Origin of the sequence: Acidovorax temperans (assembly GCF_006716905.1) — a bacterium.
GTDB classification, from domain to species: Bacteria; Pseudomonadota; Gammaproteobacteria; order Burkholderiales; family Burkholderiaceae_C; genus Acidovorax; species Acidovorax temperans.
In genome coordinates this window covers 1,234,595-1,251,732 of sequence record NZ_VFPV01000002.1, presented here as the reverse complement: position 1 = coordinate 1,251,732, position 17,138 = coordinate 1,234,595, and the positions used below count along the sequence as shown (strand labels likewise).

The following is a 17,138-nucleotide window of genomic DNA, read 5'->3' as shown; positions in this document are numbered from 1 at the left end:
CGACCACCGCCTGCTCAGGCCAGGCTGGCCGGGTCGAAGTTGGCGCCGCACAGCACCAGGCCCACGGTTTCCTGCGGCTGGGGGCGGTACACCCCCGTTTGCAGGGCTGCCAAGCCCAGCGCTGCGGCCGGTTCCACCGCCAGTTTCAGCTCGCGCCATAGCCATAGCTGGGCGGCACGGATCGCGTCATCGGGCAGCAGCAGGGCATCGTGCACGTGGCGCTGGCTCACCTGCCAGGCGATGGCGCCGATGCGCTTGGCCCCCAGGGAATCGGCCGCGATGCCACTGACATCCACATCCACCGGCTGGCCCGCCGCACGCGCGGCGTGCAGCGTGGGCGCGCGCTCCGGCTCCAGCGACACCACATGGGCGCGGCTTTCCACCCAGGCTGCCACGCCGCCGATCAGGCCACCGCCGCCCACGCTGACCAGCAAGGTGTCGGGCAAGCGGCCCGCTTGCTCTTCCAGCTCCAATGCCAGGGTGCCCGCCCCTGCCAACACCTCGGGCTGGTCATAGGCGTGGGCCTGCAAGGCGCCAGTGGCTTGCTGGCGGGCCACGCACGCCTCATAAGCCTGGGCGTAGGCCGCGCCGGTCACGACCACCTCGGCCCCCAATGCGCGCAGGCGGGCGCGCTTGGCTTCGGGCGACACCTCGGGCACAAACACCTCGCAGCGCACGCCCAGAGCCTGGGCCGCAGCCGCCACGGCAATACCGGCGTTGCCGCCCGAGGCGATGATCACGCCGCTGTCGGGCACCGGGTTGGCCAGCAAGCGGTACAGCATGCCGCGCGCCTTGAAGCTGCCGCCCACCTGCAAATGCTCCAGCTTCAGCCAGACCTCTGCACAGTCCACCCCCAGGGCGACGCCGGGCAAATGCAGCAGCGGCGTGCTGCGCAAAAAATGGGGCTGAGAGGCCAGGCGCTGGCGGGCAGCAGAGATGGCGGCGCGGTCGATCATGCAAAAGGCTCCGTTGCAAAATGGCCTTGCAGTGTAGAGCGTTCGCCCTCTGCAAAGGGCTTGTGCTGGCACCGCAGGCTTCAGCCCCACGCCCGCATGCCGATACCATGGAAACAGGGGTGGCGCCTGTGCGCAGCCCACAGGAGGTGGTGATGTTTTTTGTGTTCGGCCCTTCAGGCCAGATGTACCGAGGCGGGCCGGAGAACCTGAGCCAGATCGCAGCCGTGCGGCGCGTGGACCGCCCACAGGCGCTGCGCACGCGCACTCTTGATCTGGACCAGGACACTGCCACCACCCCAGCGCCTCTGTCTCGCGAACGTGCTCCGGTGGTCAACCTGCGGCTGCAGGATGCCGTGGCCGCCTACCTCCAGACCGGGCAAGGCCCCCAGAAGCGGCGTGAGCCCCTGACCCTGGTGCGGGATGTGATGAGCAACGACGCGCTGAGCGTGCCCCCCGACATGCGGGTCAACGATGCGTGGCAAACCCTGGCCGAGAGCCGGGTGGCCCAGGCCCCTGTGGTGGATGAGCGGGGCCGGGTCATCGGGTTGCTGCTGCGTGCCGACATGGCACCGCTGGATTTGCTGCCCGAGCCGGGAGCCGTGAAGGAAGCGATTGAGCTGGCCCGCAGGCCGGTGTCAGAAGTGATGTACAGCCCCGTCGCTGCCGTGGCCCCCGACACGGCCCTGCGCCGCGTGGCCGGGGTGCTGCTGGACACGGGCCTGCCGGGCCTGCCGGTGACGGATGAGGCGGGGGTGCTGATCGGGTTCATCTCCCGCACCGACATCCTGCGCGCCGTGGCAGCCGACCCGCCGCTGGACTTGTGGAGCGGGCCTGCGCCGCAGGCATGAACATCGCGTCGCTGCAGCATTTAACGCCAAATAAGGCTCTAGCGCCCTGCGCATAAGCGCAAGCAGCTATCTATTCGATAGCAAATACCACATCAGTGGGCGCCAGGGCCCGTTTCCGGGTTGCGCTGGGTGATCTCCAGCCCCGTGGCGGCGTCGATCTTGAGGCCCTTGGGCAGCGGAAACTTGATGGTTTCCTCAATGCCCGACATGGTGCGCACCGACACAGCGCCCAGCGCCTTGATGCGATCAATGACCTGTTGCACCAGAATTTCTGGCGCAGAGGCCCCCGCCGTCAGCCCCACTCGCACGGCGCCGTCGAACCATTCGGTGCGCAGTTCGTCCGCGCTATCCACCATGTAGGCGGCGGTGCCCAGGCGCGCTGCCAGTTCGCGCAGGCGGTTGCTGTTGGAGCTGGTGGGGCTGCCCACCACCACCAGCACATCCACCTGCGGGCTGAGCACCTTCACGGCGTCTTGGCGGTTTTGCGTGGCGTAGCAAATGTCTTGTTGCTTGGGCTCACGCACCGATGGGAAGCGCGCCCGCACGGCGGCCGTGATCTCGGCTGCGTCATCCACGCTCAGCGTGGTCTGGGTTACCACGGCCAGCTTTTCGGTCTGGCTGGGCTGCACGCGGGCCACATCGGCCACATCTTCCACCAGGTGAATGCCGTGGTCCAGCTGCCCCATCGTGCCTTCTACCTCGGGGTGGCCCTTGTGGCCAATCATGATGAACTCGTAGCCTTCTTTGGCGAGCTTGGCCACTTCCACGTGCACCTTGGTGACCAGGGGGCAGGTGGCGTCAAAGATGCTGAAACCGCGTTGCTCGGCCTCTTGCTGCACCGCGCGGCTCACGCCGTGGGCGCTGAAGACCAGCGTGGAACCGGGCGGCACGTCCGACAGTTCTTCGATGAAGATCGCGCCCTTGGCCTTGAGGTCGTTGACCACATAGGTGTTGTGCACGATTTCATGGCGCACGTAGATGGGCGCGCCAAACTTCTGAATGGCGCGCTCGACGATCTCGATCGCGCGGTCCACCCCGGCGCAAAAGCCCCGGGGCTCGGCCAGCAGGATCTCTTGGGGTGCGCTCATCACAAAATACCGATAACGTGCACTTCAAACGTGACCGGCTGGCCCGCCAGCGGGTGGTTGAAGTCGAACAGCACGGCGCCGTCGTCACGCACCTGCTGCACAGCGCCCGCGTAACTGCCCAGGCCGTCGGGTGTGGGGAACTGCACCACATCGCCCACGTTGTACTTTTCGTCAGGGTCGCCCAGTTCGTTGAGCAGCTTGCGGGCCACCCATTGCTGCATGTCGGTATTCCGCTCACCAAAAGCCTCGCCCGCCACCAGCTCAAAGCTGGTGCGCGTGCCTTCTGGCAAGCCCAGCAGGCGCTGCTCCATGGCGGGCGACAACTCGCCCGCGCCCAGCGACAGCGTAGCGGGCTTGTCATTGAAGGTGTTGATCACGTCACCTGCAGGCCCGGCCAGGCGGTAGTGCAAAGTGAGGAAAGAGCCGGGCTGAACGGTGGGAAGTGGGGCAGCGGTAGTGGTCATGTAAGTCCCGATAAACTGCCGCGATTGTAGAAAACCGGGCAAACCCCTACTGGGGTGTACGCCCCGCCACCCTGGCTGCCCCGTGCCGACCCGGCAGCCCACCTGATTCCAAAGCCCCCTGCACCATGGCCATCAAGAACCTGCCCACCGAAGCCCAGCCCCGCGAAAAACTGCTGGCCCGTGGCCCCGCAGCCCTGGCCGATGCAGAGCTGCTGGCCATCCTGCTGCGCACCGGCATCGTGGGCAAAGGCGTGTTGCAAATGGCGCAAGAGCTGCTGAACCCGCCCGTGCTGGACCCTGCCAGCGGCAAGGTCAGCGGCGGATTTGGCGGCATCGCCGGGCTGCTGCATGCCAGCACCAGCGACCTGGAACGCATCAAAGGCCTGGGCCCCGCCAAGCGCGCGGAGCTGGTGGCCGTGCTGGAACTGGCGCGCCGCGCCTTGGCCCAGCAACTGCGTGAACGCGAGGTGTTTGACTCACCCAACGCCGTCAAGCACTACCTGCAGCTGCACCTGGCCGCCAAGGGGCACGAGGTGTTTGCCGTACTGTTTCTCGATGCGCAAAACCGCCTGCTGGCCATGGAAGAGCTGTTTCGCGGCACGCTCACGCAAACCAGCGTGTACCCGCGCGAGGTGGTGCTGCGCGCCCTGCACCACCAAGCCGCCGGTGTGGTGCTGGCGCACAACCACCCCAGCGGCAGCGTGCAACCCAGCCGGGCGGATGAAGCCCTCACGCAGACCTTGAAAACCACCCTGGCGCTGGTCGATGTGCGCGTGCTCGACCATGTCATCGTCGCGCCCGGCCAGGCACTGTCGATGGCAGAGGAGGGGTTGCTGTGATGCCCCTGCTGCGCCATTCGCAGACGCTGGTTGCCACACTGACAGCCGCCCTGGTGCTGGGGGGCTGCGCAGCGCCCAAGCAACCCTCTGCAGGGAATACGGATGCGCGTATCCGACTGCTGGCGCAGGCCCACATCGCCGCCGGCACCGAGGTGCTGGGCACCCCGTGGGGCGGCATCTCGGGCATTGACTACGACGCCCAATCCGGTCAGTTCTGGCTCATCAGCGACGACCGCTCTGCCCAAGCACCTGCGCGCATCTACACCGCGCGCTGGTCGCCCGCGCAGCAGCCTACGCAACCGCCCCACATCACGGGCGTCTTCACGCTGCTCACCGAGCAAGGCCAGCCGTTTCCATCGCCCCGCCAACGCGCTGGCTCCAACGCCGAGGTGCCCGACGCAGAAGCCATTCGCTGGCACGCGGGCCGCCAGCGCCTGTGGTGGACGAGCGAGGGCGACTGGGCACGCGGTGGCATCCCCCGTTTGCGCGAAGCACTGCCCACCGGGCAATCGGCGCGCAATATTCCCCTGCCACCGGCCTTCACCCCCACGTTGCAGCCCCAGCGCACCGGCCCGCGCCCCAACGCCAGCCTGGAAGGACTGGCCTTTTCTGACGACGGCTGCACCGCCTGGCTGGCGATGGAAATGGCGTGGGTACAAGATGGCCCCCGCCCCACCGTGCAGACCGCTGGTGGGCCCGTGCGCATCACCGCACTGGACGTGGCCACAGGCCAGGCACAGCAGCAGCGGGCCTACACCCCGGACGCCGTTCCCCGCGCCCGCCGTCTGCCGTGGGGCCCTGAGGTCAACGGAGTGAGCGAAATTCTGGCCGATGGCCCACACCACCTGCTGGTGCTGGAACGCGACTACAGCGCGGGCGCAGGCTTTGGCGCCCGCCTGTACCGCGCCGACCTGCGCAGCGGCAGCGACACACTGGGCGTACAGGCACTGCAACCAGGCAACCACACCCCGCTGCAAAAGACCCTGCTGCTCGACTTTGCAACGCTGGGCCTTGTCACCGTGGACAACCTCGAAGGCATGGCCTGGGCCGCGCCGCTACCCAGCGGCGAACGGGTGCTGGTGCTGGTGTCTGACGACAACTTCAATGCCGCGCAAAGCACGCAGTGGCTGGCCCTGGCCTATCCGCCCGCTGAGAGCGCTCCACCACAGCACAGCCCCGCCTGTGCGCCGCCGCCCCCTGGAGCCCCCGCATGAATCGCCGCCATCCATCCGCAGGGGCGCCGCTGCCCGGCGACACACCAAGCAGCCAGCCATCAGACAAACCGAGGCAAGAGCTGACCGGCGCGCTGGCAGCGGCCTTGGCTCGCACCTTGCGGCCCACCCAGCCCCCAGCACCCGCGGCACCACCGCCTCCCCGTGCCGCACGCCGCGTACCTGCCATTGCGTGGCAAGCCCCAAAACTCCGCACTGCACCCACGCCCCGGGCAGAAGGCACGCCCGCACCAGTCCCCAGACCACGGAAAGCGCCCAAACCGCGCCGCCCCGGCGTGCGTGTGGACGGCCTGCAAGACCTGGCCACCATCACCCGCCAGTTGCGTGAGCAGCGCGAGCGCGCCGAAGCCGAAGAAAAATCCCGGCGCGAAGCCGCTGCCCGGCTGGAAGCAGAGCGCCAGCTGTTCAGCCGCGCCGTAGGGCAAGTGCACCCATTGACCGACCGCAACCTGGCGGAGCTGCCCACCACCCCACCCGAGCCCCTGCCGCTGCAGCACTGGCTGGACGAAGAACGGGTGTTGATGGAATCCATCAGCGACGACTTTGACGTAAGCAGCCTGCTCGACACCGACGACCAGCTCAGCTTTCGCCGCCCCGGCATCGGGGTGGAGATCACGCGCCGCCTGCGCTCTGGCCACTGGAGCATTCAGCGCCAGCTGGACCTGCACGGCCTGCGCGTGGACGAAGCGCGCGAAGCGCTGGGCGAATTCATCCGCCACGCGCACAAGCTGGGGCTGCGCTGCGTGCGCGTAGTGCATGGCAAGGGCCTGGGTTCACCCGGCAAAAGCCCGGTGCTCAAAGGCCGTGTGCAGAGCTGGCTGGTGCAAAAAAAGGAGGTGCTGGCTTTTGTGCAAGCCCGCCCCATCGACGGCGGCGCGGGCGCGTTGCTGGTGCTGCTGCAGCCTGCCCGCAGCGCCTGACCCAGCCCAACGAGGCGCGGACTGCGGCTCGCTAGGCCTTGCGCTGGCGCTGCGCGGCCTGAACCCCGGGCAGCACCACGCGCACCGAAAGCCCTTTGAGCAAGGCGCTCTTGCCCAGGGACAACTCACCGCCGTAGGCCTGCACCATCTGCGTGGCAATGTGCAGCCCCAGCCCCGAGCCCTGCACCGAATCATCAAACCGCAAACCGCGCTGGCCTGCGGCCTGCAAGTGGTGGGGCGCCATGCCTGGGCCATCATCTTCAATCTGCAGCACCACTTGCGGCGGCTGGGCGGCATCGCCCTCTTCCATCGCCAGGCCAATGCGCACGGCCGAGGCTGCCCATTTGCCCGCGTTGTCCAGCAGATTGCCCAGCACCTCTTCCAGATCCGTGCGCTCACCGCGCCACAGCGGGGTGGTGCCATCCTGCACCTGCAGTGCCCACTCCAGCGCCTGATCAGCGTGCAGCCGCTCCATCATGCGCACCACCTCGGCCACGCACTGGGCAACGTCCACGGGCTGGGCAGCCGTTGCGGGGTGCATGGCCGCCTGCATGTGCAGGACATCGCTGAAGGTGCGCGCCTGGCAGCGGTCAATCACCTGCGCCATGGCCTGCACCTGCCGCTGCACATCGGCCGCAGGCACGGCGGCATCACTGCTGGCCTGGGCACTGAGCAAGGCCAGTGGTTTCTTGAGGGCATGGTTCAAGTCCGACGCATGCGCGCGGGCACGCGCCACCACACGGGCGTTGTGCTCCCACAGGCTGGCCAGCTCGGCCTGCAGGGGCTGCAAGTCGCGGCCCGTGGGCGCCGCCAGCATGGCCTGGACATCCACCAATGCGCCTTCCTGCGCGGCGCTGATGGGGTTGCGGATGGTGGCCAGCAAGGCCTCCAGCCGGCGCAGCGGGGCCAGGCCCACACGCACCTGCAGCCAGCACAGCGCCACCGCCAGCAAGACCAGCGCGGCACCTGCCAGGGCCAGGGTCTGGTCGATGCGCTGCAGGCTGGCCCAGGTGGCCGCGGCGGGGCCGTACACCGTCAGGCGAACAGGCTGGGGCGGCTCGCCCGCCATGCCCAGCGCCACCAACGGCACCACCGGCAAGGTGGTGCGCGAGAAGCTGGAGCGTTGAGCGTTTCAACCCGGCACTGCACCTTTTAAGCAAAAAGTGCCTCTAGCGCTTATCCAATAAGCGCCACCAGCTATCTTTTAAATAGCAAAGCCCGCCTGCTTCACCCCAGGCGGGCTTTTTTTCATGGCCCCGGCCGCGCCCACCTGCCGTGGGCTGCCGGTGCGCGTGGCGAAATTACTTCGACAAATCGACGCTGTACTTCGACGTGCCCTTGCCCGATCCGTCGTCTGCAGCCACCAGGCTCACATTGGCAAGGCCCGCAGCCTGCGCCACGCTGAGCGCGTTGGCACCCGAGGTGAACACCACCGGCCCCGCCACGGTGGCCTTGGCAAAGCGCCAGCTCTTGGCAGCGCCGTTGGCGGTGCGGCTCACAGCGGGGTTCTTGCGGATGAAGTCGATCACCACATCGCGGTTCGCATCGGGCGAAGCCCAGATGGTGCCCGAGCCATCGAGCTTGTCGATAAAGCTCTTGCCGCTGGTGGCGCGGTAGTTGTTGGTGGCAATCACGAACTCCTGCACGGGGTCGATGGCCTTGCCCAGGTACGTCAGGTTCTTGATGCGGCTGCCCACGGGCTGGGTCACGTCAATTTCGTACTGCACGTCTGCCGTGGTGAACATGTCGAAGTTGTACCCAGGGAAGGTGCTGATGAGCTGCTGCTCCGTGGTCTTGGCAGGGTCGATCTGGTTGAAGCGCTTGGCAGCGGCTTCGAGCCAGTTCTTGATGTCCGCACCGTTCACCTTCACTGCGTACACGGTGTTGGGGTACAGGTACAGGTCGGCCGCGTTGTTGATGGCCAGCGGGCCCACCGCCACGTCGGTGTAGTCCGCCCCGCCCTGGAAGCCGCTCTTGAACGGTGCGCTCACCGACAGCACGGGCAGCGCTGCGTATTGCGGCAGGTTGGCCTTGATGTAGGCGGCCACATAAGACTGCTGCGCCTGGTTCACGATCTGGATCGCGCCGGGGTCGCCCACATCGGCAAACAGCGTGCTCATGCGGAAGTCGGTCTGGCCGATGGGCGTCTTCACGTACTTGATCGCGGCCTGGTGCTGCGTCTCGATCAGCGCAGCGATGGTGGCGTCGGGTTCTACGTACACGTTCGCGCCCGCTGCATTCTTGCTCTGGATGTTGCGCAGCTCGCTCTTGCTGGCAGCCTTGTTGACCACCCATTTGGCGCCGTCCCACTGCAGCGCCAGTTGCACCACGCCCAGGGCCTTGCCCCACGAGCTGGCCATCACAGCGGGCACACCGTTGACGGTGCCTGCCTTGTGGTCCACACCGGGCAGGTTGAAGCTGGGGGTGGCCGCCGTGTCGGGGAACACGCCGTGCTGGTGGCCCATCACCATCGCATCGATGCCCGCCACCTTCGACAGGTGCAGGCCGGGGTTTTCCATGGTGGGCGAGTACGCCGCGCTATCGAGCCCGCCGTGCAGCAGCGCCACCACAATGTCGGCGCCCTTGGCGCGCAGCTCTGGCACGTACTTGGTGGCCGACTCCACCGCGCCTTCGGTGTAGACCTTGCCTTCGAGGTAGCGCTTGTCCCAGTTCATGATGCCGGGGGTGGTGAAGCCGATCACACCGATCTTGATGGGCAACTTCACTTCCTTGCCATCGGTGCCCTTGGCCACCAGCGTGCGTTCCAGCAGCGTGTAGGGCTGCACCAGCGGCTTCTTGGTCTTGCTGCTGTACACGTTGGCCAGCACGGCGGGGTAGCCCGCGCCAGCGCATTTCTTGGTGGGGTCCACACCGTCCACGTCCAGCCCACCGCCCAGCACCTGGTTCAAAAAGGGCAGACCGTAGTTGAACTCGTGGTTGCCCAGCGTGCCCGCGTCAAAACCCAGCGCGCCCATGGCCTTGTACATGGACAGCTGCTGCGTGCAGGGGATGGGGCTGATGGTGGCTTCGTAGTCAGCCAGCGCGGTGCCCTGGATGGTGTCGCCGTTGTCTACCAGCAGGGTGTTGGCGAATTCCTTGCGCGCGGCGCGCACCAGCGTAGCGGTGCGCTCAAAGCCGTAGGTCTTGTCTTCAGCGAGCTTGAAGTAGTCGTAGCTGCGCACGTTGAAGTGCAGGTCGGTGGTCTCCAGCACCGCTAGCGTGGCTGTGGCACCTGCATTGGTATTGCTGTCGCCATCACTGCCGCCGCAAGCGGCCAGGGATGCAGCCAGCGCCACCACGCCCAGCGTGGCAGTGCGGCGCGACACATGCCCCAGCATGCCGGAGCCTGCGGAGCGGAAAACAGAGGTCTTGATCAACATGGGCAACCCAAGAAAAACAAAACCGCGAGTGTGGGAACCGCGTTTGACACCGGTGTGACGGGTGTGTGGCACACGCTGCCCGGCGTCGTGCATGCGACAGAGGCTTGAGAGCCTTTTCAAGATCTTTTCGGGGCCACCGCCCGCGCGTTACGCACAGACACGGTCAGCCACCACGGGCTGGGTTATCGTGCAGGCATGGGCTCTGTACGCAGCCTTTCCATCCACTGAATCACTCAAGGAGCCTTTGCATGAAAAACTCTCTCTGGACCCTGGCAGGCACTTCCGTAGCTGCAGGAATCCTGGCGGGCTGCGCTGCGCCCAACCCAGGTGCTGGCGCGTCAAACACCCCAGCAGGCCAGCCCCCCGTGGGTGGCCAATGCAATGCTGCGCCAGCGCAGTCGTTTGTGGGCAAAGACAGCACCGCCAGCGTGATCGAGGCGGCGCGGGTGCAGTCGGGTGCCCACATGGCGCGGGTGTTGCGCCCCGGCCAGATGATCACGAAGGAATACAACGCACAGCGCCTGAACCTGGTGGTGGACGACAACGGCCGCATCACGGCCGTGCGCTGCGGCTGACGCGCGGCCCTGCAGGGGCCGCGCTTAGTCGGCCAGAAACAGCTCTTGCAGATCGCTCAAGAAGTCAAAGCCCCGCTCGGTGGGGCGCACCTGCCCGCCCTCGCGCACGATCAGGCCCTTGCTTTGCGCAGCATCCAGCGCCTTGGCAATGGCGCTGATCGGCAAGCCTGTGCGTTCGGTGAAGTCGGTCAGCGCAAAGCCGCCGCGCAAGCGCAGCGCGTTGAGCATGTATTCAAACGGCAAATCAGCCCGGCGCACATCGTCGTCCTGCGCCACGGCGTGGCCTGCCAGGGCGTTGTCCATGTAGCGGGCCGGGTCGCGAAAGCGCACCTGTCGCACCACGCGGTGCGCAAAGCTCAGCTTGCTGTGCGCGCCCGCACCAATGCCCAGGTAATCGCCAAACTGCCAGTAGTTGGTGTTGTGAAAGCACTGGTGGCCCGCGCGGGCGTAGGCGGAAATCTCGTACCGCGCCAACCCGGCCGCACCCGTCATCTCGGTGATGCGGTCGAGCATGGCATAGGCCAGGTCGTCCTCGGGAATGGCGGGCGGAAACTTGGCGAAGTAGGTGTTGGGCTCGATGGTGAGGTGGTAGATGGAGATGTGCGGCGGCGCCAGTTGCAGCGCCTGCTGCATGTCCTGCTCCATCTGCGCCAGGGTCTGGCCTGGCAGGGCGTACATGATGTCGAGGTTGAAGGTGTCGAATGCGCTGGCGGCCTCCGCCACCGCCGCCAGGGCTTGGGCGCGGTCGTGCACGCGGCCCAGGGCCTTGAGGTGCGCGTCGTTGAAACTCTGCACCCCGATAGACAGGCGCGTGACGCCCGCGCTGCGATAGGCACGGAACCGGTCCTTCTCAAAGGTGCCGGGGTTGGCCTCCATGGTGATCTCACAGTCAGCCTCCAGCCGCAGGCGGGCGCGGATGTCGCTGAGCAGGCGGTCTATGGCCTGCGGTGCGAACAGGCTGGGCGTGCCGCCACCGATGAAGATGCTGTGCACCGAACGGCCCCAGATCAGCGGCAGCGCGGCTTCGAGGTCGGCCATGAGCGCGTCTATGTAGCGCTGCTCGGGCACCTCACCCGCCGCGCTGCCGCCGCGCGCTTCGTGCGAGTTGAAGTCGCAGTAGGGGCACTTCTTCAGGCACCAGGGCAGATGCACGTACAGCGACAGAGGCGGCAGGCTGGCCAGCTGCAGCAGACCGGGGCGCATGTAGTGCTGGATGTCGCGCACCACGGCGGGCGCGTCATCGGCACTAGCAGGAATTATGGGAATAGCCATTCAAAGCTCAAAAAAATAGGAGCGCTTCCATCGCAGCGGTGGCTAGCAAGAGGCACTGCCATGCGAGCGACCGCCGCGCAAGGGCCGCCGCGGCAGCGCAGCTGCGTTTCACTTGCGTGCGCTGGCGGTGTCCCCCCTTGGGGGGAAGGCGCGAAGCGACTCAGGGGGGACTTCATCCAAACCAGCGCTCACGCATCAGGGCCAGCATTTGCGCGGCGGAACGGCCCCGGTGGCTGTGCGCGTTCTTCACCTCCACGGGCAGCTCGGCAAAGGTCTTGCCAAATTCGGGGATGAACATGACCGGGTCGAAACCAAAGCCGTTGCTGCCGCGCGGCTCGGTGGTGATCTCGCCCACCACGCGGCCTACGGCAATCAGCGGCTCGGGGTCCTGCGGGCTGCGCACGGCCACCAGGGTGCTAACCATGGCGGCGCGGCGGTTGGTGACGCCCTGCATTTGTTCCAGCAACGCGCGCACGTTATTGGCGTCGCTTTTTTCGTAGCCGAACTGGGTGCAGTAGTAGGCCGTGTCCACACCCGGCAGGCCGCCAAAGGCGTCCACGCACATGCCCGCATCGTCGGCCAGCGCGGGCAAGCCGGTGTGTTGCGAAGCAAAGCGGGCCTTGGCCAGCGCGTTTTCGACAAAGGTGCGAAAGGGTTCTTCGGCCTCGCCCACGCCCAGGTCGCCCTGGCGCACCAGTTCCACGCCCAGCGGGGCAAACATGGCCTGCAGCTCGGCGAGCTTGCCCTGGTTGTTGGATGCCAATACGAGTTTCATAGTCAAATCAGGCTCTAGCGCTTATTGATCAAGCGCCAGCAGCTATCAAATCAATAGTAAACAAATCAGGCTATCAGGGCCTGCTGCTGCAACAGGATCAGCTCGGCAATGCCTTTTTCGGCCAGCGCCAGCAATTGGTCCATTTCCTTGCGGGTGAAGGCCACACCTTCGGCCGTGCCCTGCACTTCCACGTAGTGGCCCGCACCGGTCATCACCACGTTCATGTCGGTGTCGCAGTCCACGTCTTCCACGTATTCCAGGTCGAGCAGCGGCGTGCCTTGCACGATGCCCACCGAGATGGCGGCCACGGGCTCGCGCAGGGGCGACTGGGTGATCTTGCCCGCAGCAATCAGCGTGTTCACCGCATCTTGCGCAGCCACCCACGCGCCGGTGATGGCGGCGGTGCGGGTGCCGCCATCGGCCTGGATCACGTCGCAGTCAAGCTGGATGGTGCGCTCGCCCAGCAGCTTCAAATCAAACACCGCACGCAGCGAGCGGCCGATGAGGCGCTGGATCTCTTGCGTGCGGCCGTTTTGCTTGCCGCGTGCGGCCTCGCGGTCGCTGCGGGTGTGGGTGGCACGGGGCAGCATGCCGTATTCCGCCGTCACCCAGCCTTCACCACTGCCGCGCTTGTGCGGGGGCACTTTCTCGTCTACCGACGCGGTGCACAGCACCTTGGTGTTGCCAAACTCGATCAGCACCGAGCCTTCGGCGTGCATGGTGTAGTGGCGGGTGATGCGCACGGGGCGCAACTGGTCGGCGGCGCGTTGGCCAGAGCGTTGGAAGGTGGTCATTTCAGGGGCGATCACATCGCAAAAAGAGTTTCAAAACAGACGGGCCCGTGAAGGGCCCGTGTCCACAGGGTTCAGGGCCAGTGCCTCATCCGCGGCGGGCGGCCGACCTGCGAATGGCTTCGTTGATTTCGGCAATCGAGCGCTCAATGGCCGCATCGTCCAAATCGTCGGCCAGGCCATCGAGCGGGCCGGCCTGAATGGTGGAGGCAAACACATCGTCGCTGATGCTGTCGGTGGACACGCCCTGGGTGGACTCGAATGCATCGGGCGTCTCCCACTCCAGCGCCACCACGGTCACGTTGTCGCTGCTGTCGCCCGCCTTGCGCAAGGCTTCCTCCACCAGTTCAGGCACCGCATGAGAAACGGGCTGGCGGGCCAGCTGCTTGGTGATTTCTTCATCACTCAAGGTGCCCCACAGGCCGTCTGAGCACAGCAACAGGCGGTCTCCCTGCACCAGGTACACAGGCCCGGTGATGTCGTAGATGGGCTTGGTGGGCGAGCCCAGGCAGGTAAACAACACGTTGCGGTTCACCCGGTCCATGCCCGGTGGGGGCGCGTTGCGCAGTTCCAGGTACGAGTGGTCGCGCGTGCGGGTCAGCAAATCTCCGTCGCGCACCATGTACAGCCGCGAATCACCGCAGTGCACCCACGAGGCGGCTCCGCCCTGCAACACTGCTGCCACCAGCGTGGTGCGCGGCGTGTCGATCATGCCCTTCTCAGAGGCATATCGCAGAATCTGGTGGTGGGCGGCGAGCAGCGCGCCCGAGAGGAATTCCTGCACATCCTGGATCTGGGGCTTGGCCTGGCGCTGGAACAGGGCCGAGACGGTTTGCAGCGCGATTTGCGCGGCCACCTCGCCCTCAGGGTGCCCGCCCATGCCGTCGGCTAGCACAAAGAGCCCCGACTCGCGGGTGTAGCAGTACCCCATGCGGTCTTCGTTCTTTTCGCGGCCGCCGCGGCGGCTGATCTGGAAAACCGAGAATTTCATAGTGGTTCACGCAAACAGGGATGCGCACAGGCATCGTCAATGAATAGGCCGTTTGCCCCGCAGACCCGCTTGGCGTGGATCGTGTTCATTTGGGCTTGGCTCCGATGCCGGTGGCTTCACCCACCTTTTGCACGTTTTTCTTGGTGTCAGACACCAGGGTGTCCAGTTGCAGGCGCATTTTTTCAGCCACCGAGAGCTTGGTGTAGCGGCGCTCACCCTCCCGGCTCAGTTCCTTTTGCAAGGCAAACACCGATTGCGGGCGCGAGAGCGGGTCCAGCGCCATGCACCATTCCACCACTTCGATCAGGTTGTCCGAGTACACACCGCGCAGCTTGGTCAATGCCAGCGAAAGGCGGTCTTTTTCGATGCGCTGAGGCGCTTCATTGGGCGGAAAGCCTTGCATGCAGGCATAGATGCAGGCACCTATGGCGTAGATGTCGGTCCACGGCCCCATCTGTGAATCACGCCGGTACATCTCGGGCGCAGCAAAACCGGGGGTGTACATGGGGCGGATGAAGTTGCCTTCCTTGCTCAGCACCTCGCGCGCCGCGCCAAAGTCAATCAGCACAGCCTTGTTGTCATCGGTGATGAAGATGTTGGCGGGCTTGATGTCCAGGTGCAGCATCTTGTGCTGGTGCACGATGCGCAGGCCGCGCAGCACTTCATCGAACAATGAGCGGATGGTGGATTCGCGGAAGACCTTCTGCGTCTTCAGGTCGCGCGCGGTGATGATGAAATCCTGCAGAGTCGCGCCCTCCAGGTAGTTCATCACCATGTAGACGGTTTCGTTCTCGCGGAAGAAGTTGAGCACGCTGACCACCGAGGCGTGCGAAATCTGCGCGAGCGAACGCCCTTCTTCAAAGAAGCTCTTGAGCCCCAGGCGGTACAGCGAGAGTTTTTCAGGCGGCACCTTGGGCAGCAACTCGCCAGGTGCGCGCGTGGCCAATGATGAAGGAAGGTATTCCTTGATGGCGACCTGCTGGCCTTCGGAATCCACAGCGAGGTACACCACGCCGAAGCCGCCAGAAGAGACCCTGCGCACCACGCGATAGCCACCGAGCAACGTATCTGGTGGCAATGGTGCGGGCTTGATTTTTGACATATTTTGCGAAGATGACTCGGGGGTTAGGCGGAACCCGGATAATCGCCGGATCGCAAGCAACCATCAAAAAGTCCAATGCCAGTTTACAGCATGACCGGATACGCCAGCGCGCAGCAAGGCGCGTCTGCCACTGGCGCTGAAGCCGAGGGCCGCGCCCCCCAAAATCGCAGGCTGGGCCTGGAAATCCGTTCGGTCAACAGCCGCTTTCTGGACCTGTCCTTCCGCCTTCCTGACGACCTGCGCGCGCTGGAACCCACGCTGCGCAGCCTGCTCACAGCCCGCCTCAAGCGTGGCAAGGTGGAGGTGCGTGCCGCCATCGAAAACGAAGACAGCAACACCCTGCAAGACCCACCAGCGCGCTTGCTGCAACGCCTCAACACCCTGCAAGACTCCGTCAAGGCGTGGCTGCCCGGCGCTGCGCCGCTGAGCGTGGCCGATGCGCTGCGCCTGTGCGCCAACGCCAATACCAGTTCGCACGACTGGAGCGAAGCCGTGCCTGCGCTGGCCGAAGAAGCCCTCACGGCGCTGCTGTCCGCCCGCGAACGTGAAGGCAAGCGCCTGGCCGCCATGGTGCTGGACCGCGCCAAGCAACTGCGTGCGCTGGCCCAGCAAGCGGTGCCGCTGGTGCCGCTACTGGTCGAGCAGCAACGCCAGCGCTTCATGGAGCGCTGGAAGGAAGCCATGGCCCTCACCGATGGCGCCGTCCTGCCCGAGGCCGCCCGCGACCGCGCACTGACCGAAGCCACCGCTTTTGCCATTCGCATCGACGTGGCAGAGGAAATCACGCGGCTGGAGTCGCATCTGGATGAAATAGAACGCCTGCTGAAAAAGGGCGGCGAAGTCGGCAAACGCCTGGACTTCCTCATCCAGGAGTTGCACCGTGAGGCCAACACCCTGGGCTCCAAATCTGCCGTCCTGGACCTCACCCGCATCAGCGTGGACATGAAGGTCCTGATCGAGCAAATGCGCGAGCAAGTGCAAAATATCGAATAACACTCATTTTTTGATAGCGCCTTGCGCTTATCTGCTATGGACTACCCCGGAAATCTCTTTGTAGTTGCGGCGCCCAGCGGTGCTGGCAAATCCAGCCTCGTCAAAGCACTGCTGGAGCTGGACTCTCGCGTCAGCCCCTCCATCTCTCACACCACGCGCGCCCCGCGCGGGCAAGAGAAGCATGGCCGCGAGTACTTTTTTGCGTCGCAGTCAGAATTCGATGCCATGGTGCAGGCCAATGCCTTCGTGGAATGGGCGCATGTGCATGGCAACCGTTACGGCACTTCCAAGAAGGCGATTGAAGAACGCATTGCCCAAGGCGCCGATGTGATTCTGGAGATCGACTTCCAGGGCGCATTGCAGGTGAAGCAGGCGTTCAGCAACGCAGTGCTGGTGTTCATCCTCCCCCCCAGCTGGGAAGAACTCCGCTCGCGCCTGGAGCGCCGTGGCGAAGATTCGGCCGAAACCATCGAGCTGCGCCTCAAGAACGCCGCGATCGAGATGGCGCAGGTCGATAAATTCGACTTCGTTATAATCAACGAGTTGTTCGAGAGCGCCCTTTTTGATCTGAAAGCGGTCGTTCACGCCCAGCGACTCAAGTACGCCGCGCAACGCCGCGCCCGTGCAGACACCTTCAAGTCGCTCAATATCACCTGAATCCCGGAGTAAAACGATGGCACGCATCACCGTAGAAGACTGTCTGGAAAAGATCCCCAACCGCTTCCAGCTCGTGTTGGCCGCCACGTACCGCGCTCGCATGCTGAGCCAGGGCCACGCCCCGCGCATCGAAAGCCGCAACAAGCCCGCCGTGACTGCCTTGCGCGAAATCGCTGAAGGTAAGGTTGGCCTGGAAATGCTGAAAAAAGTTCCAGGTTGATTTTTGTCGGGCAATGCCCCCAAATAAGCACCGCT

General features: G+C 65.3%; 18 protein-coding genes. 8 read left to right on the top strand and 10 right to left on the bottom strand.

Features of this window, described 5'->3' with window-relative positions; genetic code table 11:
• Positions 1-14: 14 nt before the first annotated feature.
• Positions 15-956, bottom strand: a complete 942-nt coding sequence (locus tag BDD18_RS14015; RefSeq protein ID WP_142083801.1) for a threonine/serine dehydratase — start codon at positions 954-956, stop codon at positions 15-17.
• A gap of 152 nt (positions 957-1,108) precedes the next feature.
• Here BDD18_RS14015 and BDD18_RS14010 point away from each other — a divergent pair, with 152 nt between their 5' ends.
• The gene (locus BDD18_RS14010; RefSeq protein WP_066698360.1) at positions 1,109-1,804 is read left to right on the top strand and encodes a CBS domain-containing protein; all 696 of its coding nucleotides are present in this window, start codon (positions 1,109-1,111) and stop codon (positions 1,802-1,804) included.
• Positions 1,805-1,896: 92 nt separating this feature from the next.
• On the opposite strand, the gene ispH is transcribed toward BDD18_RS14010, so the two are convergent.
• On the bottom strand, positions 1,897-2,892 hold the full coding sequence (gene ispH / locus BDD18_RS14005; RefSeq protein WP_142083799.1) for a 4-hydroxy-3-methylbut-2-enyl diphosphate reductase: 996 nt from the start codon (positions 2,890-2,892) through the stop codon (positions 1,897-1,899).
• Positions 2,892-3,356, bottom strand: coding sequence for an FKBP-type peptidyl-prolyl cis-trans isomerase (locus tag BDD18_RS14000; protein WP_142083797.1), 465 nt, complete (start codon positions 3,354-3,356; stop codon positions 2,892-2,894). The genes ispH and BDD18_RS14000 overlap by 1 nt, the downstream gene beginning before the upstream one ends.
• A 125-nt stretch (positions 3,357-3,481) precedes the next feature.
• On the opposite strand from BDD18_RS14000, the gene radC reads away from it, so the two are divergent.
• From radC to BDD18_RS13985, 3 genes are all read left to right on the top strand, one after another.
• Positions 3,482-4,195 (top strand): RadC family protein, encoded by a 714-nt coding sequence (radC, locus tag BDD18_RS13995; RefSeq protein ID WP_142083795.1) that lies wholly within the window; start codon positions 3,482-3,484, stop codon positions 4,193-4,195.
• Complete coding sequence (locus tag BDD18_RS13990; protein WP_142083793.1) at positions 4,195-5,409, top strand: esterase-like activity of phytase family protein; 1,215 nt, start codon at positions 4,195-4,197, stop codon at positions 5,407-5,409. Before radC ends, BDD18_RS13990 begins: the two co-directional genes overlap by 1 nt.
• Before the next feature lie 293 nt (positions 5,410-5,702).
• Positions 5,703-6,347 (top strand): Smr/MutS family protein, encoded by a 645-nt coding sequence (locus BDD18_RS13985; RefSeq protein ID WP_142084123.1) that lies wholly within the window; start codon positions 5,703-5,705, stop codon positions 6,345-6,347.
• Positions 6,348-6,378: 31 nt separating this feature from the next.
• On the opposite strand, the gene BDD18_RS13980 is transcribed toward BDD18_RS13985, so the two are convergent.
• Together BDD18_RS13980 and BDD18_RS13975 are read right to left on the bottom strand one after the other, a co-directional pair.
• Positions 6,379-7,440, bottom strand: coding sequence for a sensor histidine kinase (locus BDD18_RS13980; protein WP_244939110.1), 1,062 nt, complete (start codon positions 7,438-7,440; stop codon positions 6,379-6,381).
• 208 nt (positions 7,441-7,648) lie between these two features.
• Entirely contained in the window at positions 7,649-9,685 is a 2,037-nt protein-coding gene (locus BDD18_RS13975) for a bifunctional 2',3'-cyclic-nucleotide 2'-phosphodiesterase/3'-nucleotidase (protein WP_142084119.1), read from the bottom strand.
• A gap of 290 nt (positions 9,686-9,975) precedes the next feature.
• Between BDD18_RS13975 and BDD18_RS13970 the strand changes: the two genes are divergently transcribed.
• A complete protein-coding gene (locus tag BDD18_RS13970) occupies positions 9,976-10,302 on the top strand; it encodes an I78 family peptidase inhibitor (RefSeq protein WP_066698856.1) in 327 nt (108 codons plus the stop codon).
• A 24-nt stretch (positions 10,303-10,326) separates the two neighbouring features.
• Here BDD18_RS13970 and hemW read toward each other — a convergent pair whose 3' ends face one another.
• From hemW to BDD18_RS13945, 5 genes are all read right to left on the bottom strand, one after another.
• The gene (hemW, locus tag BDD18_RS13965; protein WP_142083791.1) at positions 10,327-11,574 is read right to left on the bottom strand and encodes a radical SAM family heme chaperone HemW; all 1,248 of its coding nucleotides are present in this window, start codon (positions 11,572-11,574) and stop codon (positions 10,327-10,329) included.
• 172 nt (positions 11,575-11,746) lie between these two features.
• On the bottom strand, positions 11,747-12,349 hold the full coding sequence (gene rdgB / locus BDD18_RS13960) for an RdgB/HAM1 family non-canonical purine NTP pyrophosphatase (protein ID WP_142083789.1): 603 nt from the start codon (positions 12,347-12,349) through the stop codon (positions 11,747-11,749).
• Positions 12,350-12,414: 65 nt separating this feature from the next.
• Positions 12,415-13,143 carry a ribonuclease PH gene (rph, locus tag BDD18_RS13955; RefSeq protein WP_142084117.1) on the bottom strand — a complete coding sequence of 243 codons (729 nt, stop codon included), beginning with the start codon at positions 13,141-13,143 and terminating at the stop codon, positions 12,415-12,417.
• Between the two features lie 85 nt (positions 13,144-13,228).
• Positions 13,229-14,131, bottom strand: a complete 903-nt coding sequence (locus BDD18_RS13950; protein ID WP_142083787.1) for a PP2C family protein-serine/threonine phosphatase — start codon at positions 14,129-14,131, stop codon at positions 13,229-13,231.
• A gap of 85 nt (positions 14,132-14,216) precedes the next feature.
• Positions 14,217-15,233: a serine/threonine protein kinase gene (locus BDD18_RS13945; protein ID WP_066698848.1), complete on the bottom strand. Its 1,017-nt coding sequence runs from the start codon at positions 15,231-15,233 to the stop codon at positions 14,217-14,219.
• Positions 15,234-15,323: 90 nt separating this feature from the next.
• Here BDD18_RS13945 and BDD18_RS13940 point away from each other — a divergent pair, with 90 nt between their 5' ends.
• The 3 genes from BDD18_RS13940 to rpoZ are packed head-to-tail and all read left to right on the top strand — an operon-like array spanning position 15,324 to position 17,103.
• Positions 15,324-16,226, top strand: coding sequence for a YicC/YloC family endoribonuclease (locus BDD18_RS13940; RefSeq protein WP_338071822.1), 903 nt, complete (start codon positions 15,324-15,326; stop codon positions 16,224-16,226).
• 36 nt (positions 16,227-16,262) lie between these two features.
• A complete protein-coding gene (gene gmk / locus BDD18_RS13935) occupies positions 16,263-16,883 on the top strand; it encodes a guanylate kinase (protein WP_044401880.1) in 621 nt (206 codons plus the stop codon).
• Positions 16,884-16,899: 16 nt separating this feature from the next.
• Positions 16,900-17,103: a DNA-directed RNA polymerase subunit omega gene (gene rpoZ, locus BDD18_RS13930; protein WP_005794722.1), complete on the top strand. Its 204-nt coding sequence runs from the start codon at positions 16,900-16,902 to the stop codon at positions 17,101-17,103.
• The last annotated feature ends 35 nt before the right edge of the window (positions 17,104-17,138 follow it).